Annotated in this window: 22 protein-coding genes; 6 read left to right on the top strand and 16 right to left on the bottom strand. The window is 67.3% G+C overall.

Annotated elements, in window-relative coordinates; genetic code table 11:
* Positions 1–47: 47 nt before the first annotated feature.
* From AC1D1W_RS05525 to AC1D1W_RS05510, 4 genes are all read right to left on the bottom strand, one after another.
* Positions 48–1232 carry a tartrate dehydrogenase gene (locus AC1D1W_RS05525; protein ID WP_476943154.1) on the bottom strand — a complete coding sequence of 395 codons (1185 nt, stop codon included), beginning with the start codon at positions 1230–1232 and terminating at the stop codon, positions 48–50.
* A gap of 35 nt (positions 1233–1267) precedes the next feature.
* Positions 1268–2215, bottom strand: coding sequence for a phosphoglycerate dehydrogenase (locus AC1D1W_RS05520; RefSeq protein ID WP_243181510.1), 948 nt, complete (start codon positions 2213–2215; stop codon positions 1268–1270).
* Positions 2216–2333: 118 nt separating this feature from the next.
* Positions 2334–3710, bottom strand: a complete 1377-nt coding sequence (locus AC1D1W_RS05515; protein ID WP_243181511.1) for a cation:dicarboxylate symporter family transporter — start codon at positions 3708–3710, stop codon at positions 2334–2336.
* A gap of 93 nt (positions 3711–3803) precedes the next feature.
* A complete protein-coding gene (locus AC1D1W_RS05510) occupies positions 3804–4970 on the bottom strand; it encodes a mandelate racemase/muconate lactonizing enzyme family protein (RefSeq protein WP_476943153.1) in 1167 nt (388 codons plus the stop codon).
* Positions 4971–5207: 237 nt separating this feature from the next.
* Between AC1D1W_RS05510 and AC1D1W_RS05505 the strand changes: the two genes are divergently transcribed.
* Positions 5208–5909 (top strand): GntR family transcriptional regulator, encoded by a 702-nt coding sequence (locus AC1D1W_RS05505; protein WP_476943152.1) that lies wholly within the window; start codon positions 5208–5210, stop codon positions 5907–5909.
* Positions 5910–5992: 83 nt separating this feature from the next.
* On the opposite strand, the gene AC1D1W_RS05500 is transcribed toward AC1D1W_RS05505, so the two are convergent.
* From AC1D1W_RS05500 to AC1D1W_RS05475, 6 genes are all read right to left on the bottom strand, one after another.
* The gene (locus tag AC1D1W_RS05500; RefSeq protein ID WP_476943151.1) at positions 5993–6274 is read right to left on the bottom strand and encodes a DNA gyrase subunit A; all 282 of its coding nucleotides are present in this window, start codon (positions 6272–6274) and stop codon (positions 5993–5995) included.
* A gap of 162 nt (positions 6275–6436) precedes the next feature.
* On the bottom strand, positions 6437–7576 hold the full coding sequence (locus tag AC1D1W_RS05495) for an aminopeptidase P family protein (protein ID WP_476943150.1): 1140 nt from the start codon (positions 7574–7576) through the stop codon (positions 6437–6439).
* Between the two features lie 129 nt (positions 7577–7705).
* Entirely contained in the window at positions 7706–8890 is a 1185-nt protein-coding gene (locus tag AC1D1W_RS05490; RefSeq protein WP_243181516.1) for an ABC transporter ATP-binding protein, read from the bottom strand.
* On the bottom strand, positions 8887–10386 hold the full coding sequence (locus AC1D1W_RS05485; RefSeq protein WP_043436715.1) for an ABC transporter permease: 1500 nt from the start codon (positions 10384–10386) through the stop codon (positions 8887–8889). Before AC1D1W_RS05485 ends, AC1D1W_RS05490 begins: the two co-directional genes overlap by 4 nt.
* Before the next feature lie 110 nt (positions 10387–10496).
* Positions 10497–11552, bottom strand: a complete 1056-nt coding sequence (locus AC1D1W_RS05480; protein WP_243181517.1) for an iron ABC transporter substrate-binding protein — start codon at positions 11550–11552, stop codon at positions 10497–10499.
* 153 nt (positions 11553–11705) lie between these two features.
* On the bottom strand, positions 11706–12923 hold the full coding sequence (locus AC1D1W_RS05475; RefSeq protein ID WP_243181518.1) for a glycoside hydrolase family 76 protein: 1218 nt from the start codon (positions 12921–12923) through the stop codon (positions 11706–11708).
* A 193-nt stretch (positions 12924–13116) separates the two neighbouring features.
* Between AC1D1W_RS05475 and AC1D1W_RS05470 the strand changes: the two genes are divergently transcribed.
* Positions 13117–13938 carry an SDR family NAD(P)-dependent oxidoreductase gene (locus tag AC1D1W_RS05470; protein ID WP_476943149.1) on the top strand — a complete coding sequence of 274 codons (822 nt, stop codon included), beginning with the start codon at positions 13117–13119 and terminating at the stop codon, positions 13936–13938.
* On the top strand, positions 13935–15137 hold the full coding sequence (locus AC1D1W_RS05465; RefSeq protein WP_476943148.1) for an acyl-CoA dehydrogenase family protein: 1203 nt from the start codon (positions 13935–13937) through the stop codon (positions 15135–15137). Before AC1D1W_RS05470 ends, AC1D1W_RS05465 begins: the two co-directional genes overlap by 4 nt.
* Positions 15138–15173: 36 nt before the next feature.
* On the opposite strand, the gene AC1D1W_RS05460 is transcribed toward AC1D1W_RS05465, so the two are convergent.
* From AC1D1W_RS05460 to AC1D1W_RS05445, 4 genes are all read right to left on the bottom strand, one after another.
* Positions 15174–16052, bottom strand: a complete 879-nt coding sequence (locus AC1D1W_RS05460) for a DUF1684 domain-containing protein (protein ID WP_476943147.1) — start codon at positions 16050–16052, stop codon at positions 15174–15176.
* Between the two features lie 19 nt (positions 16053–16071).
* A complete protein-coding gene (locus tag AC1D1W_RS05455) occupies positions 16072–16692 on the bottom strand; it encodes a TetR/AcrR family transcriptional regulator (protein WP_243181522.1) in 621 nt (206 codons plus the stop codon).
* Between the two features lie 100 nt (positions 16693–16792).
* Positions 16793–17386, bottom strand: a complete 594-nt coding sequence (locus AC1D1W_RS05450; protein ID WP_243181523.1) for a TetR/AcrR family transcriptional regulator — start codon at positions 17384–17386, stop codon at positions 16793–16795.
* Positions 17383–18399 (bottom strand): aldo/keto reductase, encoded by a 1017-nt coding sequence (locus AC1D1W_RS05445; RefSeq protein ID WP_243181524.1) that lies wholly within the window; start codon positions 18397–18399, stop codon positions 17383–17385. The genes AC1D1W_RS05450 and AC1D1W_RS05445 overlap by 4 nt, the downstream gene beginning before the upstream one ends.
* Before the next feature lie 166 nt (positions 18400–18565).
* On the opposite strand from AC1D1W_RS05445, the gene AC1D1W_RS05440 reads away from it, so the two are divergent.
* The 3 genes from AC1D1W_RS05440 to AC1D1W_RS05430 all read left to right on the top strand — a co-directional run bounded on the left by AC1D1W_RS05440 (position 18566) and on the right by AC1D1W_RS05430 (position 22802).
* Positions 18566–19246: an NADPH-dependent F420 reductase gene (locus AC1D1W_RS05440; RefSeq protein ID WP_476943146.1), complete on the top strand. Its 681-nt coding sequence runs from the start codon at positions 18566–18568 to the stop codon at positions 19244–19246.
* A 249-nt stretch (positions 19247–19495) separates the two neighbouring features.
* A complete protein-coding gene (gene ppc / locus AC1D1W_RS05435; RefSeq protein WP_243181526.1) occupies positions 19496–22309 on the top strand; it encodes a phosphoenolpyruvate carboxylase in 2814 nt (937 codons plus the stop codon).
* A gap of 187 nt (positions 22310–22496) precedes the next feature.
* Positions 22497–22802: a hypothetical protein gene (locus tag AC1D1W_RS05430; protein WP_018774310.1), complete on the top strand. Its 306-nt coding sequence runs from the start codon at positions 22497–22499 to the stop codon at positions 22800–22802.
* Here the strand turns inward: AC1D1W_RS05430 and AC1D1W_RS05425 are convergent.
* Both AC1D1W_RS05425 and AC1D1W_RS05420 read right to left on the bottom strand, forming a co-directional pair.
* A complete protein-coding gene (locus tag AC1D1W_RS05425; protein ID WP_243181527.1) occupies positions 22799–23434 on the bottom strand; it encodes a DedA family protein in 636 nt (211 codons plus the stop codon). The two genes, AC1D1W_RS05430 and AC1D1W_RS05425, sit on opposite strands and share 4 nt — an antisense overlap.
* Positions 23435–23461: 27 nt before the next feature.
* Positions 23462–24424 (bottom strand): RluA family pseudouridine synthase, encoded by a 963-nt coding sequence (locus AC1D1W_RS05420; RefSeq protein ID WP_476943192.1) that lies wholly within the window; start codon positions 24422–24424, stop codon positions 23462–23464.
* Positions 24425–24515: the final 91 nt, after the last annotated feature.

Genomic DNA, 24515 nt, shown 5'->3' with positions numbered 1-24515 from the left:
GCCGGGCACTGGGCGGTCTCAATGCGCCACAGCCCGCTGCCGACCGCCTAACAGGTCATGGCGTCGGCCGCCGGCCGCCGGAAGGTCCGCCGGCTGATATCGATCCGCTCTCCGAAGGATGCCTGCCGGGTGCCGGGTCCGGTTGACGGGGTCATGGTGCGGTCAGGGGCTGATGCCACCGCTGTGCCCAGTTCTTCTGTGGTGGCGTTGCCGCCCATGTCGGGTGTGAGGGCTTGTTGCCCGCGGGCGAGCACGGTTTCCATAGCGGTGGTGATGGCGGCCGCAGCTTCGGGTTCTCCCAGGTGTTCGAGCATCATGGCGGCGCACCAGATTTGCCCGATGGGGTTGGCGATGCCCTTGCCGGCGATATCCGGGGCGGAGCCGTGGACGGGCTCGAAGAGGCTGGGGAACTTGCGTTCGGGATTGATGTTGCCGCTGGGGGCGATGCCGATGGTTCCGGTGCAGKCCGGTCCGAGGTCGGAGAGGATATCGCCGAAGAGGTTGCTGGCGACGACGACGTCGAACCAGTCAGGGTGCATGACAAAGTTAGCGGCCAGGATGTCGATGTGGTACTTGTCCACCTTGATCCCTGGGTACGCGGCGGACATGGCCTGCACCCGTTCGTCCCAGTAGGGCATGGTGATGGAGATTCCGTTGCTCTTCGTGGCGGAAGTGAGGTGCTTCTTGGGCCGGCTCTGGGACAGATCGAAGGCGTACTTCAGGATCCGGTCCACACCGGTGCGGGTCATGACGGTTTCCTGGATCACCGTTTCGCGGTCGGTGCCTTCGAAGATCTTCCCGCCGATGCTGGAGTACTCGCCTTCGGTATTTTCGCGCACGACGTAGAAGTCGACATCGCCCGGAACCCTCCCGACCAAAGGGCTGGGCACGCCGGGCAGAAGCTTGACCGGGCGCAGGCTGACGTACTGGTCGAAGTGGCGGCGGAACTGCAGGAGGCTGCCCCACAGTGAAACGTGGTCGGGGACGACGTCAGGCCACCCGACAGCGCCGAAGAAGATGGAATCGAACTGGTTCAGTTCCTCGAACCATCCGTCGGGCAGCATTTTCCCGTGCCGGGTGTAGTAGTCAGCCGAGGCGTAGTCGAAGTGTTCATAGGTGAGGTTCAGGTCGAACGCTGAGCCGGCGGCGTCCAAGACGCGCAGTCCTTCGGGCACGACTTCGGTGCCGATTCCGTCGCCTGGAATGACTGCGATGCGGTGGTGTTTCGACATCAGGATCCTTCTTTGTCGTTGTTAGGTATTCGGGGTTAGCGGTCCACCGGGTGTGCCGGTTCGCGGTTTTCGAGGACGTCAATGACGGCGTGCGCGGCTGCCAGCCCGGCCCGTGTCCGTGCCTCGATCGTTTGTCCGGCGAGGTGGGAGGTGATGAGCACGTTGTTCAGGCCCCGAAGGGGACTGTCGCCGTTCAGGGGTTCGCTCTCGAGCACGTCCAGCGCGGCACCGGCGATGGTGCCGTCGTAAAGTGCCTTGGCCAGGGCCTCTTCATCCACGAGTGAGCCGCGGGCCGTGTTGATGAGGACGGCGGTGGGTTTCATCGCCTGCAACCGGGGCGCATCGATGAGTTTGCCTGTGCTCTGGCCTCCGCGGGTGTGCAGGGAGAGGTAGTCGGCGTCGCGGATGACGGCGTCGAGATCGGTGAACTGGACCGCGGTGTTATCGCGGTCGGGGTGGGCGGTGCTGACCAGGACGGTCATGCCGAGGGCGACAGCAAGGTTCGCGGTCGCGCGACCGCCGGGGCCGTAGCCGATGATGCCCAGGGTGGAACCGTGCAGTTCGTGGCCGGCTTCCCGTGGCCAGTGGCCTTGACGTACGGCGGCGGTGACCTCCACGAGGCGGCGTGCGGCCATGATGATCAGCCCGATGGTCAGTTCGGCGACCGAGTGGTGGTTTGTTCCGGGGGCGTTGCAGACCCTGATCCCTCGCGCCGCGGCGGCTTCGACGTCGATTGAGTCGTACCCCACGCCGCTGCGCGCGATGACTTGCAGAGCGCCAGCGCCGGTGAGCATGTCGGCCGTGACCGTTTCGCTGGCGAGGATCGCGCCGGACATGCCATCGAACAACGAGCAGCGTTCCTCAAGGGTCCGCGGCCCCCGGGCTGGCGAGTAGACCGGTTCCAGACCGCGTTCCCGGAGGAGCTGGTCAACGGTGTCTCCGGGGTGGAGGTAGTCGGTGGTGATCAGGATGCGTGGAGCCATGGTGCCGGTGGGTCCTCTCTTTGCTCGATCGGATGCGCGGCCGTCGGTGGCGGTGGCTTCCGGTCTACGCGGGCCAGGGCCGCCGCGGCTTGTGCGGCGGCCCTGGGGATCTTTGGTKTTAGTGGACCTCGATCTTTTCTGCTTCCACTTCGGTCGGTGTGTTTGACTCGATCTCGTTCTTTTTCTGGCCTGAGGCGTGCAGGGCTTTGCGGGCTTGTTCCGGGTCGAAGTCCTTTTCCCATTTGCCGACGACCACTGCTGCCATCGCGTTGCCGAGGACGTTGATGAAGACGCGCCCTTCGTTCAGGAGCCGGTCGATGCCGACGATGAGTGCGAGGGCGGCCAGCGGGATGCCGCCCACGGAGCTCAAGGTGCTGGCCAGGACGATGAATGCGCCGCCGGCGATGCCCGCAGTGCCTTTGCTGGTGAGCATCATGACGCCGACCATGACGAGCTGCTGTTCCCAGGACAGGTCCATGCCGACAGCCTGGGCCAGGAACACGGAGGCCATGGTCAGGTAGACGGCGGATCCGTCGAGGTTGAAGGAGAACCCGGACGGGATCACGATGCCCACAGTCGACTTGCCGACGCCCATATTTTCGAGCTTCTTGATCAGCTGCGGGAGGACTGCTTCGCTGGAGCAGGTACTCAGGGCGATCAGCAGTTCGGCCTTGAGGTAGCGCATCACCGTGAAGATGTTCAGTCCGCAGGCACGGGCGATAGCGCCCAGGACCACGACGACGTACACGATGCAGGTTCCGGTGAACAGCAGGACGAGGTAGCCCAGCTGCTGGAGGCTGGCTGTGCCGTAGTTGGCCACGACGGCCGCGAGTGCGCCGAACGTGCCGATGGGGGCAAGGCGCATGACCCAGCTGACGATTTTGAAGATAACAACGGACAGGGCCTGGATGCCCTTGGTGAGGAACGCGCCGGATTCTCCGGAGACGTTCAGGGCGGCACCGAACACGATGGAGACCATCAGCGCGGCGATGATGGTGTGGCCGGTCAGGGCCCCGAACAGTGATTCCGGGATGATGTTGCTGACGAATTCGAGACCATCGAAGCCTTTGTTGGCGGCCGCCGGCACTTTGCTTGCGTCCAGTTTGGACGGATCGATGTTCATGCCCGTGCCGGGGTGGAAGACGTTGGCGACCATCAGGCCGATCAGCATCGACACTAGTGACAGGGCGATGAAGTAGCCCAGGGCCTTGACGCCGATGCGGCCGGCTTTGCGCAGGCTGTCCATCGAGGCGATGCCCAAGGACACCACGCAGAACACCACAGGTATGACGATCATCTTCACCAAGGCGATGAACCAGTCACTGAGCGGGGTGAGCTGTTTGCCGACGGACGGCAGGAGCAGGCCGACGGCGATGCCCAGGACGGCGCCCAGGACGACTTGGAACCAGAGCTCGCGCAGCAGCCGGCCGAACCGGGATCGCTGCTTGGGCGGTTGGGCTGAGTGTTGCGGGTTCTGCATGGTGTGGGACGACATCGTGGGTGCTCCTTTGCACGTCAGACTGAGAAAATTGGGGAGGTGCGGTCCCGGGCAGTGGTGCTGCCCGGGACCGGGGCACTGCCGGATGGTTTAGTTGTGCAGTGCGCTCAGGACCTTGTAGAACTCAGCCTTGCCTTCGAGCCCGATGCCCGGCAGATCGCCAGGGGCCACGCGGCTGTTGACGATGACAGCATCGTCAGTGAAGCCGCCGGTGGGCTGGAACTCGCCCGGGTAGGATTCGTTGCCGCCGAGCTTGAGGGCTGCGGCTATATGCAGGGAGAACTGGTGTCCGCCGTGAGGGATGCAGCGGCGTGAGGACCAGCCGTGCTGGGCGAGCATGTCCTGGATCCGGCGGTATTCGGTCAGGCCGTAGCTCAGGGCCGGGTCGACCTGTATGAAGTCGCGGTCCGGGCGCATGCCGCCGTAGCGGACCAGGTTCCGTGCGTCCTGGAGGGAGAACAGGTTCTCTCCGGTGGCGATCGGGTTCTTGTAGTGCTCAGAGAGGGTGGCGTTCAGGGCGTAGTCCAGCGGGTCGCCGACTTCCTCGTACCAGAACAGCCCGTACTGGTCGATGGCTTTGCCGTATTCCAGCGCGGTCTCGAGGTCGAACTTGCCGTTGACGTCCACCATGAGGCGGGAAGCGTCGCCGTCGAGGACCTCGATCACGGCTTCGATGCGGCGAAGGTCTTCGGCGAGGTCGGCGCCGCCGATCTTCATCTTGACCACGTTGTAGCCCTTGGCGAGGAAGCCGCGCATTTCGTTCTGCAGGTCCTCGAGGCTCTTGCCGGGTGCGTAGTAGCCGCCGGCTGCGTAGACGAAGACGTCCTTGTCCGGGTTTCCGTCGCCGTAGTGGTCTGAGATCCACCGGTAGAGCGGGACGCCAGCGATCTTCGCGGCGAGGTCGTGCAGGGCCATATCGGCGACGCCGACGGCGACTGAGCGTTCACCGTGTCCGCCGGGCTTTTCGTTGGACATCATCAGGTCCCACGCCTCTTCCGGCGAGAGCTGGCCGTCCTCATCGAGAAGGTCTTCGGACGGGGCATCCATGATGCGGGGAAGAATGCGGTCTTTCAGGATGCCTGTCGCGTTGTAGCGGCCGTTGGAGTTGAAGCCATAGCCAACCAGGGGCTTGCCGTCGACGAAGACATCGGAGACGAGGGCGATGATCGTGCAGTCCATCTTGGTGAAGTCAATGAAGGCGTTCCGGATCGAGGAACTGATGGGAATGGTGCCGACGTGGGCGGAAACGATTTTCATCTTTGAATCTCTCCTGAGTGGGAATCTTATTTCTTATAAGACCTGCATCGAGACTGACCCCAAGCGATGAAGGACATTAGCCCCTCGAGCGAATATCTTATAAGACCTTGGATCAAAGGCTAGCCCAGGGGTGACGGGGGGCACAAGCCTTCCCGTGGAATTTCTTATAAGATGTTTCCAAGGAACTACACTGTGAGCAACGGGGGCCACACCTCGGTAAGAGATTCGGAGCGGCAGATGAGCACCACGAACGTCTTTTCCAGTAAGGGCAGTCTCGCGTACAACGAACTCCGCCAGCTGATCCTCTCCGGTGGCCTTGCCCCCGGCTCGCGCATCTCCCAGTACGAGCTGGCCGACAACATGCAAATGAGCATCACCCCCCTGCGAGAAGCGATCCGCCGGCTCTCAAGTGAGGGCCTGATCATCATGGACACCCACCGGGATTCCAGGGTGGCAACCATGAGCGCCTCCGAGGCACGGGAACTCCTTGAAGTCCGTCTCTCACTCGAACCATCGGCAACAGAACTGGCAGCCTCCCGCCGGACTGACGCCGATATAGCAGCAATGCGCGCAGCCGCCGGGAAGCTCCTGCCTGTCACGCGGGTCTGGGGCGAGGAAGCGATCACAGTTCACCGGGAATTCCACCGGGCCGTCTACGCCGCCTCGCACAACGACGTCATGATCAAGCTCCTTGATGACCTGTGGGACAAATCCGACCGCTACCGCCGCATCGGTCTCGAACTCCCCTCCGGGGATGAGCCCCGCACGATCGACCTGAACCAGCACCACCAGATCCTTGAGCTCGTCACTGCCGGGGATGGCGCCGGTGCGGCCGAACTCGCCCGCACCCACATCGCCAACAGCCTGACAGCCTCAGTAACCGGAGCCCTGGAGGAACGCGAGAACGTCCAGTCGACGCCCCTGGAGAAAACCGCCTAGTATCCGCCGGCTTCCCTCCGGTCGTCAGGAACCGGCCGCGGGCGGGTCATATGGGAATCAGAGAGCCCCTGCATAACGGCTTTCTATGGTTCCCCGCCAGACGACAGGCTCGATCTGATTTCTTCCGCGTGAGCAGCAATAATCCGGCGCCGTTCGCGAGTGAACCCTTTGACTTGCATGTCCAGGATTACCCGGCAGGACAATTCATCCAGCTCCAACAGTTCCATCAGACGACGGATCGCTTCGTCTAGGTCCTCTGAATCCTCGACCACGTGGAAGACATGCTCCCGCCGACCCATCGCCGTCACGAGGGCGTCCACGACTCTCAGAGTGTCCTCAGCACGCCTCCGCTGCTCCGCATTCATGGTGCGATTCTTCCATGCACGACTATTGCCGGAGGAGGGGACCGCCGAGGGCGGCGCCGAGCACATGATGTGCATGGGAAACGCCGTCATCTACTTCGCAATCACCGCAGGTGAAGCGATCCCGTTCCGAGGCCACGTCAGATCGTGGACCAGGTCGGCTATCTAGTGGACGATTCTCATCTCGTGCGAGGTCTGATTGAGTCGCCGTCCGCCGTCGGGAACGACCGTCACAATGTCCTCGATCCGTACGCCGAACCTGCCCGGCAGGTAGATTCCGGGTTCGATCGAGAAGCACATGCCGGGCTGGAGGATCTGGGTTTCGCCCTCGACCATGTACGGCGGCTCGTGAGTCGTCAGCCCGATTCCGTGCCCGACGCGGTGAATGAAGTAGTCGCCGTAGCCGGCTTCAGTGATCACCGCCCGGGACACGCGATCAATTTCCTGGCACTCGACGCCTGGACGCACGGCCTCGAACCCGGCCTGCTGCGCGAGTCTGACGACGTCGTGAACCTCGCGCTCCTCGGCGGCGGGCTCGCCGACGTGCACGGTCCGCGTCGTGTCTGATCCGTAGCCGTGTTTGAGGCCGCCGAAGTCGAGCACCACCATGTCTCCGTCCTTGATGATCCGCGGGCCGATCTCGTGGTGAGGGTTGGCTCCATTCGGACCCGAACCGACGACGGTGAAGTCCATCTGCGAATGACCGAACTGGCGAAGCAGGTCGGCGAGATCAGAACCGACGTCGGTCTCGCTGCGCCCAGCGAACCGCACGGTGACGATCTCCTCGTACGCCTGGTCTGCAGCCGCGCCGGCCGCCGCCAGCCGCTCGATCTCGTCGTCATCCTTGATCGCCCGAAGCATCGGCAGGGCGGTCGTCATCGAGACGTAGGACGACTTGGGCAGTCGATCCTGCAGGCCGAGGAGGTGCATGGCCCAGGCCGAGTCAGAGACGGCATAACGTCCGGTGCCGGCCATCAGCGTGGCAGATTCCGTGTAGGGGTCGCTCCCGTCAGTCCAGTCGGTGATCCGCAGATTCGAGGCGCCGGCGGCCGCTTCCGCGTCGGGCCTCTCAAGCCTCGGAACGATCATGGCGGGCTCCGCATCGACGGGGATCACGAGCATGGTGATGCGTTCAGTGATGGCCACGGGTGCATACCCGGTGAGGTACAGCAAGTCCGGTCCGGGAGTGACCAGGATGCCGTCGAGCCCGGCATCCTGGGCGGCGTGGGCTGCTCGCCGCAACCGCTCGGCGAAGTCATCGGCGGTGAACGGAGCCGGCTCGGAAAGGCCGCGATGATCACTCATGGTTCGCATTCTCGTGCGCGGGGCATCACCGGTCAACCCATCGCCCGGACAGCCGCTGCAGTCACCCTGGAATCACCCGTCGCGGGTGAGCCTTCGGGGCACAGTGGCTCAGGACGCCGAATCTCGACGTTACGGCTGCTCATCCATCGGAAAGGCGACGGCCTCGCCCACCACGCGAAGCCGCAGCTCCGTGCCGGGGCGGGCGATCGAGGCGTTCCAGTGCCGGATCGTGATGATTTCCCCGCCGCCGGGGTAGCGGTGGTCCGGGATGGCGCCGGCGGCAAGGACCGGCGGGACGGGGAGTTGGAGCCGCACTGTGGTTTCGGGGCCGAAGTAGTCCGTGTCCACCACCGTGCCGCGGATGGGGCCGTCCTCGGAAATGCGGATCTGCTCAGGCCGCAGCATCAGCTGGACCCGGCCCTGGGCCGGCGGGCGGCGCACGGGGATCCCGCCGAGCGAACACGTGGCCAGGGAGCCTTCCATCCAGGCATCCAGGATCACGGCGTCGCCCAGGAACTCGGCGGTGGCGCGGTCAGCCGGGCGCGTGTAGACGACGAACGGGTTGCCGATCTGGGCCAGCTTGCCGCCGCGCATCACGGCCACCTGGTCGGCGAAGGACAGCGCCTCGGCCTGGTCATGCGTGACGAGGATCGTGGTGACGCCGGCGTCCTTCAGGACCTGGGCCACGGCGCGGCGGGTGGCCACCCGCAGGCCGGCGTCCAGGGCGGAGAAGGGCTCGTCCAGCAGCATGAGCGCGGGCTTGCGGGCCAGCGCCCGGGCCAGGGCAACCCGCTGCTGCTGGCCGCCGGAGAGCTGGTGCGGGCGGCGCTTGGCCATGGCCGGGTCCAGGGAGACCATTTCCAGCAGCTCGCCCACCCGCGACTTGACGCCGCGGCGCCCGCCGGGCAATTGGGTGGCGTCCAGGCCGAAGGAGATGTTCTGCCCGACCGTCAGGTGCGGGAACAGGGCGCCGTCCTGGGCGACGTAGCCGACGTGCCGCTTGTGGGCGGGGACCCAGGCGTTCTCCCCGGCCACCTTGCTCCCGTTGAGCGAGATGCTGCCGGTGTCCGGGTGCTCGAAGCCGGCAATCAGGCGAAGGAGCGTGGTCTTGCCGGAGCCGGAGGGTCCCACGATCGCCGTCGTTCCGCCCTTGGCGACGGAGAGGTTGACGCCTTTGAGGACGGCCTGGGGCCCAAAGTTCTTGGTGACCGCGTCGATTTCCAGGTGGCTGTTGGTGCTGGTGGCCACGGAAGCCGCGACCCGCGGCTCGGGGAGGCGCGAGGGGGCCTCACGCGACGGGTAAACATCGGTCACTGTCCGGCTACTTTCTTGGACTGCTGGAAGAGGAGATAGGTCATGGGCGCGGAGATCAGGATCATCAGCAGCGCATAGGGGGCGGCGCCAGCGTAGTCGATCTCGCTGCTCTTGCTCCAGAACTCGGTGGCGAGGGTGCGGGTCCCGTTGGGCGAGAGCAGGAGGGTGGCGGTGAGCTCGTTGACAATCCCCAGGAACACCAGGGCGGCGCCGCCAGCCGCGGCGGGGGCCGTGAGCCGCAGCGTCACGCGCAGGAAGGCCAGCAGTGGCGGCTTGCCGAGCACCTGGGCGGCCTCGTCGAGTTCCTTCGGTGCCTGGGACAGCCCCGAGCGGATGTTCACGAGGGCCCGGGGGAGGAACAGCAGCACGTAGGCCGCGATGAGCAGCGCTGAGGTCTGGTACATGCTGGGAACCATCCGGATGCTCACGGTCACGAAGGCCAGGCCCACCACGATCCCGGGCATGGAGCTGGTGATGTAGTTGGACAGCTCCAGGGACTTGCTGAACCAGCCGGGACGCCGCACGGCCAGGTAAGCCATGGGGAACGCGACCACGGTGGTGGCGACGGCCGCCGCGAGGCCGTAGGCCAAGGTCTGCAGGAGGGCCGGCATGAATTCCTCGGCAGCCCAGATTTCCGGGCCGCCGGCGACGATCCAGCGCAGCACAAACGTCAGCGGCAGCCCGAACGCCAGCCCGGTGAGGGCGATCAGGGACAGCTGGGCGGGGAGCTGGTAGGCGTGCAGGGGCAGGCGCAAGGCGCGCGCCTGGGCTCCGGAGCCGATCCTGGCGTACCGGGCGCTGCCGCGGCTGCGGACCTCCACGAGCAGCAGGATCAGGCAGAGGAACACCAGGACGCTGGCCAGCATGTTCCCGGCGGTGCCATTGAACGTGGACTGGTACTGGACCATGATCGCGGTGGTGAAGGTGTCGAAGCGGATCATCGCGAAGGCCCCGTATTCGGCCAGCAGGTGCAGCGCGACCAGCAGCCCGCCGCCAGTCATGGCAATGCGCAGCTGCGGGAGCACCACGCGGAAGAACGCGCGCCAGGCGCCGAGGCCGAGGGAGGCGGCGGACTGTTCGATCGCCGGGTCCAGGCGGCTGAGCGTCGCGGCGGCCGGGATGTACACGAGCGGGAAATAGGACAGGGTGGCGATCAGGACCCCGGACCACAGCCCGCCAAGGGACGGCACCGCGGAAACCCACGCGTAGCTGTTGACGAAGGCGGGGATGGCCAGCGGGGCGGCGAGCAGCACGGCCCACCACTTGCGGCCCACAAGGGACGTGCGTTCGACGAGCCACGCGCCGCCGACGCCCAGGACGAGGCACAGCGGCACCGTCACCACGGTCAGCAGCACCGTGTTCAGCAGGAGTTCGCCCACGCGCGGGCGGAAGATCAGGGCCATTGCGGTGTCCCAGCCGGTGGAGGCTGTCATGAAGACCACGTAGGCCAGGGGCACCAGGGAAAACAGGGCGATGAGGACCGCGATGATGGACACGACAGAGACGCCGAAAGGCGGGCGGGGGCGTTTACCCCTGCCCGCCGTCGTCGTGTCAGTCGTCAAATCCCCAGAGGGACCGGGGACCGCCAGCTTGTTAGTCACTGCGGCTACAGCAGTCCTGCCTGGGTCATCAGCTCGGTGACCTTGGCGGAATTGAGTTTGGCGGGATCCACGGTGGGGGCCTGCAACTCCTTGAGCGGAACCAGCTTGTCGTTGGACGGGACGTCCGAGCCGACAGCGTATTCGAAGGAGGTGCCCTTCTGGAGCACTTCCTGGCCCTTCTTGCCCGTGATGAACTTCAGGAAGGACTGGGCCGCTGCGGCGTTCTTGGAAGACTTCAGCACGCCGCCGCCGGAGATGGAGACGAAGGCGCCCGGGTCCTGGTTCTTGAAGTAGAACGGCGTGACGTTGTTGGAGTTCTCGCCGGTCTTGGCCTGGTCGCCGTAGTAGTAGTAGTGGTAGATCAGGGCGGAGTCGACTTCGCCGGCGTTGACGGCCTTCATGGCCGTGCTGTTGCCCTTGTATGGCTTGGAGTTTTCCTTCATGCCCTTGAGCCAGGCCTCAGTGGCGGCTTCGCCCTTGAGTTCCAGCAGGGCCGAGACGATCGCCTGGAAGTCGGCGCCCGACGGCGAGGCAGCCCACTTGCCCTTCCACTCGGGGTTGGCCAGGTCCAGCATGGACTTGGGCAGCTTGTCGGCGCTGATCTTGTTCTTGTCGTAGACCAGGACGGTGGAGCGGGCCGCGATGCCGGTCCACTTGTTGGTGGAGGGGCGGAATTCGGCGGGGACCTGGTCCACGGTGGCCTTGTCCACATCCGCGAAGAGGCCGGCGTTTTCCACCTGGGCCATGGCGGGGGAGTTCTCGGTGAGGAAGACGTCCGCCGGTGAGGCCTGGCCTTCCTGCACGATCTGGTTGGACATCTCGGTGTCGTCGCCCTGGCGCACGGTCACCTTGATGCCGGTCTCGGCGGTGAAGGCGTCGATCCACTCTTTGGTCAGGGATTCGTGCTGGGCGTTATAGACCGTGATCTCACCGGCGGAGGAGCCGTTGGCGGCGGTGCTGCTGCCGGCCGTGGCGGAGGAACCGGAGCCGCAGGCGGCCAGGCCCAGGGCGGCAGTGGCGGCCAGGGCGATGCCCGCCAGCGCGTTGGTGCGGATCTTCATGGGGCTACTTTCTACAAGGAAGTCGTCGTAGTGCCCTGCCCCCCGTGAGCGGGGAAGTTAGGGCATGCTCACTAAGAAAGACTGTAGGTTAGCCAAACCTAAGCGACCAACCTGAGGCTGGTTTAAGTGATGAGGATCACATCAATTACGATACTATTGCGTGACGTAATTGTCGCCGGGTTGTGGGGCGGACGCCTGCGCGATCGAGGCGGCCGCCTCGAGCACCATCCAGGCCTGCAGCTGCGTGGAGAGTTCGACGGCGGCCCCTTCCGGGTAGCTGCGGCGTGCCGGCGCGTCGGTGCGGTCGGAGAAGACCAGATGGCTGCCGCGGCGCGCGAGGCGGTCGTGTGGAGGGAGGATCCGGCGGCCCTCCCAGAGGGCCTCGGCCGTATCGTTCACAAGCGCCGCCGCCGTGGCCCGGGTTTCGGCCGGGAGGCGTTCGTCGACGGCGGCGAGGGCCAGGTAGCGGACGAGGATCCCCGTGAAGAGCCCGCCGTCGCCCGTCCCCTCGCAGCGCAGCACCGCGGCGGTGCGGCCCAGCAGCGGGGCCGGCTGCGTGAGGTTGCCCGCCACGGCGTCCACCAATGCGGCCGCTCGCCCGAGGTTGGGCTCGCCCCCGAGTTCCAGCAGTGCGCCGAGGACGGGCCCTTGGTTGTAGGTGTAGATGGTCTCTTCCAGCACGGCTTCGCCCGTCCCGGAAATCCGGAGGCCGTCACGGTACAGGCCCTGGCCGGGCTCGTACAGCCTGGCATCCAGCCAGTCCAGCAGGGACTGCGCCTTGGTCCGGTTGCCGGTCCGCGCGTAATAGAGGGCCACCGGGGCGGTGGCGGGGGTGTTCTTGAAGTCGCGCTTCGTGCTCCAGAATGTACCGCCGCCCAGATCGTCCGTGGAAGCGGAGTCGAACTGCAGGGTCAGGCTTTGCAGGACCTTGGCGTTGCGCTCCCGGCCGGTGTGTTTGCGGGTGTCCTCGGCGAGCTTGTCCAGCCGGAGCGTGGCAAGGGCCAGCCAGGCCATGTCGTCGTAGTAGTTGTTGACCACCGTGAGGAAATTGCGCAGCCGGATGCCCGTGACGAGCCGGGAGGCGAGCCGGCCGGCGCTGGGCCGGTTCTCGCCGTCGAACTTGGTTCCAGGATTCCGGGGGGACCCCAGTTCCCGGCGGCCGGCGTCCACGAGGCAGTCCAGGTAGTGTGCCTGCCACCAGTAGTGCCAGGGCCGGGACAGGTTCTTCAGCCGGCCCGAGGGCCGGAGGATCGCGGCGATGTGGGTCCCGGGGAGGAAGAAGAGCCGCTGCCCGAAGAGCCTGGTCACCGAGCGGGCGGCCTCGTCCGCGCGGAAGGACCAGTTGGGGGCGGAGGCGTCGGCTCGGGTCATGGCTCAAGCGTAATCGCGGGAGCCCGTCCGGACCGCGACCGTGACTGTGCCTCGGCGTGTGCGGCCCAAAGGTGCGCATTGGCCGCATTCCAGTTAACATTCACTAACTAATGTTCCCCGCGTGCCGCCTCTGCAGGCGCCGCCCGCGTCGAGGCTTCGCAGCCGGGGTTCGGTTCCACATCAAGGAGGATGGATGGACATCAAGGGTACTGTCGCGCTGATCACGGGCGGGGCCTCGGGTCTCGGAGCGGCCACGGCCAGGCGCCTGTTCGACGCCGGCGCCTCGGTGGTCCTCGTGGACCTGCCGGGTTCCGCCGGGGACGCCTTTGCCGCCGAACTGACCGCATCCGCCGCTGCCGGCGCCGGAGAAGCTGCTGCCGGAGGCGGCCGCAGGGCCGTCTTTGTCCCGGCCGACGTCACGGACGAGGCGCAGGTGCAGGCCGCCGTCGACGCCGCCTCAGCCCTCGGCCCGCTGCGCATCGTGGTCAACTGCGCGGGGACCGCCACCCCCGGCAAGGTCCTGGGCCGCGACGGCGTCCTTCCGCTGGAGGCCTTCAACCGCGTCATCCAGGTCAACCTCGTGGGCACCTTCAACGTGATCCGCCTCGCCGCGGCCGCCATGGCAGCCACCGAGCCCGCCGCCACGGAACTCGGCGGCCCCGAACGTGGCGTCATCATCAACACCGCCTCCGTTGCCGCGTTCGACGGGCAGATCGGCCAGCCCGCCTACGCCGCCTCCAAGGGTGCCGTCGCCGCCATGACGCTGCCGATTGCCCGCGAACTCGCGCGCTCGCTGATCCGGGTGGTCACCATCGCGCCGGGCATCTTCGAGACTCCCATGATGGCCGGCCTGCCCCAGGAGGCGCAGGACTCCCTGGGCCAGCAGGTGCCGCACCCCTCGCGGCTGGGCCGGCCGGCCGAATACGCGAACCTCGCCGCGCACATTGTGGAGAACGCCATGCTCAACGGCGAGATAATCCGCCTCGACGGTGCCATCCGCATGGGCCCGAAATGACCGGGTCTGAGATGGCCGGGACTGTGCTGCCCACGGCGGACTTCTTCGACTACGAAGCCCTGCTCAGCACGGCGGAGCGGGCCAAGCTGGCGCAGCTGCGCGAGTTCCTGGCCGCCGAGGTTGCCCCGTTCGCCACGGACTGGTGGAACAAGGCCGAATTCCCGGCCCACATCCTGCCCAAGCTGGCCGCCCTGGAGCTCAGCGCCCCGGCCCAGCGCGGCTACAGCAACCTGTTCGCCGGGATCGTCATCGCCGAGATGACCCGGGTGGACACCTCGCTCGCCACCTTCTTCCTGGTCCACCACGACCTCTTCGTGGAGTCGCTCTACGGCTTCGGCTCCGAGGAGCAGAAAGCGCGCCTGCTCGAGGACGCGGCAAGCCTGCGCACCACCGGTGCCTTTGCCCTCACGGAACCGGACCACGGCTCGGACGTTGCCGGCGGCATGGAAACCCGGGCCCGCCGGGTCCCCGGCGGCGCGGCCGGCGGCGGCGACGCCTGGGTGCTCAACGGCGCCAAGCGCTGGATCGGCAACGGGACGTTTTGCGACTACATGCTGGTCTGGGCCCGGGACGAGGCCGACGGCGGCATCCGCGGCTTCATCGTCGACGCCACCTTGCCGGGCGTGAGCCGGAGCCGGATCGAGAACAAGATTGCCCTGCGCACGGTGCAGAACGCGGACATCGTCTTCACCGACGTCCGGGTGGCCGAAACGGACCGCTTCGCCGGGATCAGCAGCTTCGAGGACACCAATGAGCTCCTGCGCGGTTCCCGGATCATGGTGGCCTGGCAGGGGGTGGGGCAGCAGCTCGCGGCGTTCGACGTCGCCCGGCAGTACGCCGTCGAACGCCAGCAGTTCGGCCGCCCGCTGGCGAAGTTCCAGCTGGTCCAGCAGCAGCTGGTCACCATGCTGGGCAACGCCGTGGCCAGCATGGGCATGATGGTCCGGATCGCCCAGTTGCAGGACGCCGGCGCCGGGGACATGCCGCAGGTGGCCCTCGCCAAGTCCTATGTCAGCGCCCGGATGCGCGAAACCGTCGCGATGGGCCGGTCCCTGCTGGGCGGCAACGGGATCGTCACCGACTACCGGATGGCCAAGATCTTCTCCGACGCCGAGGCGATCTACACCTACGAGGGCTCGTTCGAGATCAACACCCTGATCACGGGACGCGCCATCACCGGGGTGTCCGCGATCGTCTAGAAGACGGCTTTGACCGTTTAGACCGTTTAGACCCGTTCAGAAGAGGCCGGGTTCCTTCTCGCCGGCCTCAATCTTCACATCAAGGCTGTTGTTCCGCACCGGCATGGGGCAGGTGCCGTACGGGGTGAAGGCGCTCGGGTAGTTGATGGCCCGGTTAAAGTCCAGGATCACCGACCTATTTCCCAAGGAGTCGACGCGGGGCCTCGCGGTGGAGACCTTCCGCCACTCGTCAGTACTTTCCCCGTTGGTCTCGTCGTGGAACGTCACCGTCAGGGCGCCGAGCTTCTCCTCCTCGGCCTGCAGGTGGAACTCGTGGTCCGCGCCGGGAAGCCGGAAGACCAACTCGCCGACCGAGCGGTGGACCCCGTCCACGAGCGGGTTGGCCGTGCCGATCGGGACATCCACGGGCTCGGGATAGGGCGCGAACCTGGCCTCGATGACCAGGTCCGGGCGGAAGTCGAAGGTGGGCACGCCGTCGAACTCCGTGAACGCCGGCGACTGCGAGTCGCGCGTGCGGATGGCGTACTTGTCCGCCCGCATGGCGAGCTCCACCACCACCTGGCGGCCGTCGTCGCCGCCGTACTGGACCCACATCAGTGATTCCTCGTCGGCGAGCACGGCGCTGATGGTCCCGTCCACGGGTTCGCCGGTTTCGACGAGGGTCAGACCGTCGGACGCGGCGGCGGTGAGGAACGCCGCGGTGCCGTCTGTGGACCAGAGGCCGGGGGCGAGCTCGACGGCGGCCGGCTCGCCTTCCAGCCACTGGAAGGAGGTCAGCGTGAGCCAGCCGTGCTCGCTGGCGAGGGCCGTGTTGCGGCTGTTCCGGAAGCGTTGCCAGCGGGCCAGCTGCGGGTTCTGCACTGCATCAGGCGTGGGCTTCGAGCCAGTCCCGGTTTCAGGGTCAGGGGTGGTCATGGGCACCTCCAAGGGGGTTTCAGCTGGTGGCGGGTGGGGTTTTGAGGCTGGCCGCCACGAGTTGGGCCGCGGTGGTTCCGGCTGCGGCGGCCGCGGCCGGGTCGCCGTCGAGCACCCCGCTTGCCAGGCCGCCGTCGAGTACCAGGGTCAGGCTGCGGGCGAGCTGGTCCGGGTCCCCGGCGCCGGCGCGTGCGGCGAGGTCCCGGATCCAGGCGCGGATCTGGCGCTTGTGGGCCACGGTCCGGTCGTGGACGCGGGTGCCGGCGGCCGACTCGGCGGCCGCGTTGATGAAGGCGCAGCCGCGGTAGCCGTCGCGCCGGCAGGCGGCTGTCAGGGCATCGAACAGGCCCACGAGCTGCTCGGCCGGGTCCTCGCCGGCGGCCTCGGCGGCGGCGTGCAGCTGCCCGGTCCAGACGCCGTCCACCTTCTCCAGGTAGGCCAGCATGAGGTCGTCCTTGGCGGGAAAGTACTTATAGAAAGTGGCTTTCGCGACGCCGGACTCGGCGATGATCGTGTCGATGCCGGCGGCCCGGAAACCCTGCGCGTAGAAGAGCCGGAAGGCCGTGGCCAGGATCTTCTCCCTGGCATGCCCGGCAGGGGTGCGGGCAGCCGGGGCGGCGGTGGCTGCTGGCGAGGTCATGGCTCAATCGTACACAGACAAGTCTGTCTACGCCGCAGTGTCATTCGCCCTGTGCCTCGTCAACGACGGACCGCCGGCCCGCCTCCGCCTGATCCGGCGGCTACGGGCGGGCGGCCAGACCCCGCACGAGCAGCCGCCAGACCTCGCGCAGCTCGGCCCCGATGGCCGGGGCCGACCATTCCGAAGCGTGCAGCGGGTGGTGGAACCGCGCCGTGGCGTGCAGGACGGCACGGCCGGCCGGCACCGGATCCGGGACGGCGAATTCGCCGCTGCGGACGCCGTCGGCAATGATCTCGGTGAGCGCTGCGGCCAGGTGGTCAACGTGGGCCGCCACCACTTCCCGCGCCTCGGCGGTCAGCTGGCCGAACGTGGCAAACAGCTCCGGATCGTTCAGCGCCATGCCCTGCTTGATGGCCGCGAGGCGTTCGAGCCAGCGGAGCAGGCGTTCCGCGGCAGGGCCCTCCGTATCGCGGGCAGGATCCAGCGGCTCCGCGAGGCGGTCCAGCCAGCGCCGGGCCACCGCGTCCCGCAGCGCCACCTTTGTGGGAAAGTGCCGGTAGACGCTGCCGTGGCTGACTCCCAAGGCCTTCGCGACGTCCACCACCGTGGCCTTGGCCGGTCCGAAGCGCCGCAGCACGTCTTCGGCGGCGTCGAGGATGCGCTCCTCGGTCAGGACGGCGGCTACAGGGGTCACCGGCGTTCGCTGTCGAGCATGGCCATCTGGCCGGCGTCGTAGCGGGTGCCCGCGGCCGAGTCGGCGGGGACGGCGGCCTCGATCGCTGCCAGGTCCTCGGCGGAGAGGAGCAGATCGACCGCGCCCAGCGATTCGGAAAGCCGTTCCCGACGGCGGGCGCCAACGAGGGGGACGATGTCCTCGCCGCGGGACAGGACCCAGGCGATGGCGAGCTGGGCGACGGTCGCGCCCTTGCGGTCGGCGATTTCGCGGAGCCGTTCGACGAGCTCGAGGTTCCGCTGCAGGTTCTCGCCGGAGAACCGGGGCAGGTGGGCCCGGAAGTCGCGCTGGTTCCCGGTTCCGGCGGCCGGCCAGTGGCCGGAAACCAGGCCGCGGGACAGCACGCCGTATGCCGTGATGCCGATGCCCAGTTCGCGGGCCACCGGCAGGATGTCCTGCTCGATGCCACGGGAGAGGAGGGAGTACTCGATCTGGAGGTCCGAGACCGGGTGGACGGCGTTGGCGCGGCGCAGGGTGTCGGCGCCGACCTCTGAGAGGCCGATGTGGCGGATCAGGCCCTGCTGCACGAGCTCGGCCAGTGCTCCCACGGTTTCTTCCACCGGAACGGACGGATCCAGGCGGGCCGGCCGGTAGATGTCCACGTAGTCGGTGCCGAGGCGCCGGAGGGTGTAGGCCAGGAAGTTCTTGATGGCCACCGGACGGGTGTCCACGCCGTTCCATCCGCCCCGGGCATCGCGCAGGACGCCGAACTTCACGCTGATCTGGGCGCTCTCGCGCCGTCGGCCGCGGATCGCGTCGCGCAGCAGCATTTCGTTGTGGCCCATGCCGTAGAAGTCGCCGGTGTCCAGCAGGGTCACGCCGGCGTCGAGGGCGGCCTGGATCGTGGCGACGCTCTCGGCGTCGTCGGCGGGGCCGTAAAGATCGGACATGCCCATCATGCCGAGGCCGATGGCGGCGGTGCTGGGGCCGGTGGAGCCCAGGGTGCGGGGGGTGCCGAGAGTAGAAGTTGTCATGCCATGACCATAAAACAATCAGCTGACAGATTTCAAACTTTGTCAGCTGAGATGAGGCGGGCGGGGCGTCGGGCGCGCGCTTATTGCCGTAGACAGGTCTGTCTGATAGCGTCATGCCCATACGTAGACGAACCTGTCTACTCCACGACTTCAGAATGAGGACGCCATGAAGATTGCAGTACTGGGAACCGGCATGGTGGGGCGCACGATTGCCGGCGCACTGGCAGGGCTGGGGCACGACGTCGTGATCGGCACCCGCGACCCGCAGGCGACGCTCGCCCGGACCGAACCGGACATGATGGGCACCGCGCCGTTCGCCGAGTGGCACGCCGCAAACGCCGGAGTCGACGTCGCCGCGTTTGCTGACGCGGCATCCGACGGCGAGCTGATCGTCAATGCCACCAACGGTGCCGGCTCGCTGGCCGCGCTGGCCGCAGCGGGGACCCCGAACCTGGCCGGCAAGATCATCATGGACATCGCCAACCCGCTGGACTTCTCGCAGGGCATGCCGCCGTCGCTGAACCCGGTGAACACGGACAGCCTCGGTGAAGAGATCCAGCGGTCCTTCCCGGAGGCCAAGGTGGTGAAGACGCTGAACACCATGACCGCGTCCGTGATGGTCGATCCGGCCCGGGTGGCCGGCGGTGACCACACGGTGTTCGTCTCCGGGGACGAGGCCGGCGCCAAGGCGGCCGTGACGGAACTCCTCAAGGGCTTCGGCCACCGCGACGTGATCGACCTCGGCGACATCACGAGTGCCCGCGGTGCGGAAATGGTCCTGCCGATCTGGCTGCGGATCTGGGGCGCGCTGGGCACCGGCGAGTTCAACTTCAAGATCGCGCGCTAACCCCTTCACCCGCCAAGCTCGCAGCAGGGGCCGTTCTGGGAGCTCGGAACGACCCCTGCTGCGAACTGGTTGGGGTCCCGGGGGTCCCCGGGGGAGGGACGTCGGGGCGGCGCGGCGGGGCATGACACTATCTGAGACGGAATTCCAGCAGGGAGTGCCTGCGGGTAACATCCCATGGGAAGAAGTAATCGGGCTCACAGTATCCAGCGCAGTGTACGAGCCAAGTCGAACCCTCGAAAGATAGTTTCCATGGCTGACACTGCAATGCATTCCGACACCGATCTTGCCGCCGAACTCCGGGCTGATGTCCGCCGGGTCTCCACCCTCCTCGGCGAATCCCTGGTCCGCCAGCACGGCCCCGAGCTCCTGGACCTGGTGGAGCAGGTGCGCCTGCTGACCAAGGAATCCAAGGAAGCCGCCCGCGGCGGCGCCGACGCTACCGGGCCGTGGAGCTCGTACGACGTCGTCGCCCAGGTCCGCGAACTGCTCGGTTCCCTGCCGCTGGAGCAGGCCACCGACCTGGTCCGCGCCTTTGCGTTCTACTTCCACCTGGCGAACGCCGCCGAGCAGGTCCACCGGGTCCGCGGGTTGCGCACCCGGCAGGAGAAGGACGGCTGGCTCGCCAAAGCCGTGGAGGAGATCGCGGACCAGGCCGGCAACTCCGTGCTGCAGGAAGTCGTCAATGAACTCGACGTCCGCCCCATCTTCACCGCACACCCCACCGAGGCCTCCCGCCGCTCCGTGCTGGACAAAATCCGCCGGCTTTCGGATATCCTGTCCGAATCCACGGCGGAGGGCACGTCCGCGCGCCGCCGCCAGGACCGCCACCTGTCCGAAGTGATCGACCAGATGTGGCAGACGGACGAGCTCCGCCAGGTCCGGCCCACCCCCGTGGACGAGGCCCGGAACGCCATCTATTACCTCACCGGCATCCTCAGCGACGCCATGCCGGAAATGCTCTCGGACCTCTCCGAGCTGCTTGCCGAGCACGGCGTCACGCTGCCGCCGCAGAAGGCCCCAATCCGCTTCGGCTCCTGGATCGGCGGGGACCGCGACGGCAATCCCAACGTCACGGCCGCCGTCACCCGCGAAATCCTCCAGATCCAGAACCAGCACGCCGTGCGGATCAGCATCGGCCTGATCGACGGGCTCATCTCCATCCTGTCCAACTCGACCGCGCTGGCCGGGGCGGACCAGGAGCTCCTGGACTCGATCGACGTCGACCTGGGGAACCTGCCTGGCCTGGACCGCCGCGTCCTCGAGCTGAACGCTCAGGAGCCCTACCGGCTCAAACTCACCTGCATCAAGGCCAAGCTGATCAACACCGGCCGCCGGGTCGCGGCCGGATCCGCGCACGAGCCCGGCCGCGACTACACCGCCACCGCGGAGCTCCTCGCCGAGCTCGGCCTGCTCGAACGGTCGCTGCGGAACCACCACGCGGCCCTCGCCGCCGACGGCGCCCTGTCCCGGGTCCGCCGCGCCATCGCCTCCTTCGGCCTGCACCTGGCCACCCTCGACATCCGCGAGCACGCCGACCACCACCATGACGCCGTCGGGCAGCTCATGGACCGCCTTGGCGGGCCCGGTGTCCGGTACGCGGAACTCAGCCGCGCCGAGCGGCTCGAGGTGCTGGGCTCCGAACTTGCGTCCCGGCGCCCGCTCTCCGGCCACCCGATCAAGCTCGACGGCGTCGCCGACGGCACCTACGACGTCTTCCGGGAGATCCGCCGCGCCCTGCGCACCTACGGCCCCGACGTGATCGAGACCTACATCATCTCCATGACCCGCGGCGCGGACGACGTCCTGGCCGCGGCCGTGCTGGCCCGCGAGGCCGGCCTGGTCAGCCTGTTCGGCGAGGCGCCCTACGCCAAGATCGGCTTCGCGCCGCTGCTGGAGACCGTCGACGAACTCCGCGCCTCGGCCGAAATCGTGGACCGGCTGCTCTCCGATGCCTCCTACCGCGAACTCGTCCGGCTCCGCGGAGACGTGCAGGAAATCATGCTCGGCTACTCGGACTCCAACAAGGAATCCGGCGTCATGACGAGCCAGTGGGAAATCTACAAGACCCAGCGCAAGCTCCGCGACGTGGCGGCCAAGCACGGAGTCCGCGTGCGCCTTTTCCACGGCCGCGGCGGCTCGGTGGGCCGCGGCGGCGGGCCGACCTACGATGCCATCATGGCCCAGCCCAACGGCGTGCTCGAGGGCGAGATCAAGTTCACCGAGCAGGGCGAGGTCATCTCGGACAAGTACTCCCTGCCGGAGCTGGCCCGCGAAAACCTCGAGCTCTCCCTGGCCGCCGTACTGCAGGGCTCGGCCCTGCACCGCACCCCGCGCACCTCGGAGGACCAGCGGGTGCGCTACGGCCACGTCATGGAAACCGTCTCCGACGCCGCGTTTGCGCGCTACCGCACGCTGATTGATGACCCCGATCTGCCCGCCTACTTCATGGCGTCCACCCCGGTGGAGCAGCTGGGATCCCTCAACATCGGATCCCGTCCGTCCAAGCGCCCCGACTCCGGCGCCGGGCTGGAGGGTCTCCGCGCCATCCCGTGGGTGTTCGGCTGGACGCAGTCGCGGCAGATCGTGCCGGGCTGGTTCGGTGTGGGCTCCGGCCTCAAAGCCGCGCGCGAGGCCGGTAACTCGGCCCAGCTCCAGGAGATGATCGAGGGCTGGCACTTCTTCCGCTCGGTGCTTTCCAACGTTGAGATGACCCTGGCGAAGACGGACATGGACATTGCCGGCTACTACGTCTCCACCCTGGTGCCGGCGGAACTGCACCACCTGTTCCGTGCCATCCGGGCCGAATATGAGCTCACGGTCGAGGAGATCCAGAACCTTACCGGCGAGCACGTGATCCTCGATGCCCAGCCCACCCTGAAGCGCTCCCTCGAGATCCGGGACCAGTACCTCGACCCCATCAGCTACCTCCAGGTGGAACTGCTGCGCCGCGTCCGGGCCGAGGCCGCGGAGGGCATGACCGGGGCCGAGATCGACGAACGGCTCCAGCGGGCCATGCTGATCACGGTCAACGGAGTCGCCGCCGGGCTGCGCAACACCGGGTAGCCCCCTCCGACGCTCCCTCAGGTATGGCGGCCTTTCCCACGACGCTCCCTCACCTTCTGCGGGGAATTTCCAAACGCTCCCTCAGGTCCTGCGGTTCTTCCCCGGACGCTCCCTCTCCCGGTGAGGGAGCGTTGGGGTTTTGGGTGCGGAAGGTGAGGGAGCGTGGCGGCGCGGCTAGGGTTGTTCCATGCCGTCGTTCCAGACCAGACTGAAGATCACCGGGCTCAAGCCTGGCACCGCTCCCGAGGCCGTCATGGCCGCGGCCATCGAGGCGCTTGGGACGCGGCACCACGTCGAATCGCACCAGCTTGAGCTCGCCGGCGGCGTCCCACAGCTGAACCTGCGCTTCCTGGTCGATGCCACCGCCTACAGCGCCGAAAACAGCCAGGCGCTGGAGTCGGCAGCCATGATGCGCGACGCTGTCGAACGCGTTGCGCTCACCGGTGCGCTGACCGTGCTGCGCCGCAGCCGCGGCCGCTGGGCACCCGTCTAAAAGTCCAGTTCCTCGTCCGGGTCAACCACGGCGGACTCCACGGGGGAGGGGCTGCCCCGGCGCCGCGTCACGATCACGCCCACGACCGCTCCGACCAGCAGCCCGACGCCGACGCCGATCAGGGAGCTCGCCCAGAAGGGCAGCCCGGTGGCGGAGCCCATGAAATAGCCCAGCGCCACGGACCAGGCTGCCCAGAGCAGGCCGCCGAGGGCCGCGCAGAGGCTGAACCCGCGGGTGGAGACGTTGGCGATGCCCGCCGCGGCCGTCGTGGCCAGCCGCCCGCCGGGGATGAAGCGGAGGCCGATGATCGCGCCGTAGGTGGAGGACCGGCCGGCTTTCGCGATCGCCGAATGCACGGCCGCGTGGAACCGGAGACCCCATTTCCAGCGGTCGAGCACGTGGCTTAGCCGCCGTTTGAACAGCTGGAAGACAAGAAGGTCACCAAGCCATGAGGACACCGCGGCGAGGAGCACCACGAGGAACGCGTTGATGTGGCCCTCTGCGGACAGCGCGCCGCCGGTGATGACCAGCATTTCCGAGGGGACGGGCGGGAAAATCGCATCGCCGATCACGAAGGGGAAGATCCAGAAATAGATCGCGGCGCCCCAGCTGTCCGCATTTCCGAAGTCCATGGGCACAAGGTACCGCACTTCCAGCCGCTAGCGTGCCTCGCTGAGTTCCAGTCTGCTGCGGTATTCCACCGGGCTCCCGGAGATGGGGTCCACGAAGCGAATCCCGCGGGCCAGGAGTTGCAGCGGCTTGGCGTAATTGTCCGGAGCCTTGTCCAGCAGTTCCGGGTAGAACGCATCGTTGACGATGCCGAGGCCCAGTGAGGCCATGTGCACGCGGAGCTGGTGGGTCTTCCCGGAGTGCGGCTCCAGCCGGTACAGCGCGCGGCGGTGCGGGCCGCCGTCGGCGTCGGGTGCGCCGTCGGGTGCGCCGGAAGCGTCAAACGTGCGCAGCCGCTCGATCCGGGTTTCCGCATTGGGTTCGCCATCGACAACCTCGGCCAGCAGGTAGCTGCGGGACTTGGTCATCCGGTTCCGCACCACCACAGGGAAGTCCACCGCGGGATGGCCCGGGGCGGGCTCTGCGGCGGACACACACTCGTATTCCTTCTGGACCTGGCGCTTTTCGAAGAGCACCTGGTATTTGCCCCGGGTCTCGGGGTTCGTGGAGAGCAACAGGATGCCGGCGGTCATGCGGTCCAGGCGGTGCATGGGAATCAGGTCCGGGAGGCCGAGCTGGTTCCGGAGCCGGACCAGGGCCGATTCCTGGATGTACGTCCCGCCGGGGGTGGTGGGCAGAAAGTGCGGCTTGTCCACCACCAGCAGGTGATCGTCCTGGTGCAGAATGTTCAGTTCCACCGGGATCCGGGTCTCCGGCGGCAGGGTCCGGTAGTACCAAATGAACGTATGGTCCTGCATCGGCGTGCTGCGGTCCAGGGCGATCCCCGCCTCGCCGACGATCTCGCCGGCGTCGAACCGGTCCTCGATGCCCTGCGGATCGATGTGCCCCCAGCGGTGCATCATGTAGTCCAGCGCGGTCGCCCAGGGGCCCTCGTCCGGCAGGCGCAGACGCGTCGCGTTGACGCCGTCGCGCACGGGAAGGGGGGATTGCATCACCCGACCATTCTACGGGCCCGGCCTCCCGCGCCCCCGCGCAGCCCTCGCCCCCCCCCGCGCCCCCGCGCAGCCCTCGCCCCCCGCGGCC

This window comes from Arthrobacter sp. P1_B4 (assembly GCF_056406555.1).
The sequence above is the reverse complement of the archived record's forward strand: the minus strand, read 5'-3'. Positions and strand labels throughout refer to the sequence as shown.

What these genes read in the sequence shown, in the direction of transcription:
- AC1D1W_RS05505 (WP_476943152.1), top strand. Translation starts at nt 5,208, where the DNA reads ATGAGCACCACGAACGTCTTTTCCAGTAAGGGCAGTCTCGCGTACAAC.
- AC1D1W_RS05465 (WP_476943148.1), top strand. Translation starts at nt 13,935, where the DNA reads ATGACCGGGTCTGAGATGGCCGGGACTGTGCTGCCCACGGCGGACTTC.
- AC1D1W_RS05520 (WP_243181510.1), bottom strand. Translation starts at nt 2,215, where the DNA reads ATGGCTCCACGCATCCTGATCACCACCGACTACCTCCACCCCGGAGAC.
- AC1D1W_RS05515 (WP_243181511.1), bottom strand. Translation starts at nt 3,710, where the DNA reads ATGTCGTCCCACACCATGCAGAACCCGCAACACTCAGCCCAACCGCCC.
- AC1D1W_RS05440 (WP_476943146.1), top strand. Translation starts at nt 18,566, where the DNA reads ATGAAGATTGCAGTACTGGGAACCGGCATGGTGGGGCGCACGATTGCC.
- AC1D1W_RS05480 (WP_243181517.1), bottom strand. Translation starts at nt 11,552, where the DNA reads ATGAAGATCCGCACCAACGCGCTGGCGGGCATCGCCCTGGCCGCCACT.
- AC1D1W_RS05475 (WP_243181518.1), bottom strand. Translation starts at nt 12,923, where the DNA reads ATGACCCGAGCCGACGCCTCCGCCCCCAACTGGTCCTTCCGCGCGGAC.
- AC1D1W_RS05495 (WP_476943150.1), bottom strand. Translation starts at nt 7,576, where the DNA reads ATGAGTGATCATCGCGGCCTTTCCGAGCCGGCTCCGTTCACCGCCGAT.
- AC1D1W_RS05455 (WP_243181522.1), bottom strand. Translation starts at nt 16,692, where the DNA reads ATGACCTCGCCAGCAGCCACCGCCGCCCCGGCTGCCCGCACCCCTGCC.
- AC1D1W_RS05445 (WP_243181524.1), bottom strand. Translation starts at nt 18,399, where the DNA reads ATGACAACTTCTACTCTCGGCACCCCCCGCACCCTGGGCTCCACCGGC.
- AC1D1W_RS05470 (WP_476943149.1), top strand. Translation starts at nt 13,117, where the DNA reads ATGGACATCAAGGGTACTGTCGCGCTGATCACGGGCGGGGCCTCGGGT.
- AC1D1W_RS05460 (WP_476943147.1), bottom strand. Translation starts at nt 16,052, where the DNA reads ATGACCACCCCTGACCCTGAAACCGGGACTGGCTCGAAGCCCACGCCT.
- ppc (WP_243181526.1), top strand. Translation starts at nt 19,496, where the DNA reads ATGGCTGACACTGCAATGCATTCCGACACCGATCTTGCCGCCGAACTC.
- AC1D1W_RS05500 (WP_476943151.1), bottom strand. Translation starts at nt 6,274, where the DNA reads ATGAATGCGGAGCAGCGGAGGCGTGCTGAGGACACTCTGAGAGTCGTG.
- AC1D1W_RS05430 (WP_018774310.1), top strand. Translation starts at nt 22,497, where the DNA reads ATGCCGTCGTTCCAGACCAGACTGAAGATCACCGGGCTCAAGCCTGGC.
- AC1D1W_RS05425 (WP_243181527.1), bottom strand. Translation starts at nt 23,434, where the DNA reads ATGGACTTCGGAAATGCGGACAGCTGGGGCGCCGCGATCTATTTCTGG.
- AC1D1W_RS05420 (WP_476943192.1), bottom strand. Translation starts at nt 24,424, where the DNA reads ATGCAATCCCCCCTTCCCGTGCGCGACGGCGTCAACGCGACGCGTCTG.
- AC1D1W_RS05510 (WP_476943153.1), bottom strand. Translation starts at nt 4,970, where the DNA reads ATGAAAATCGTTTCCGCCCACGTCGGCACCATTCCCATCAGTTCCTCG.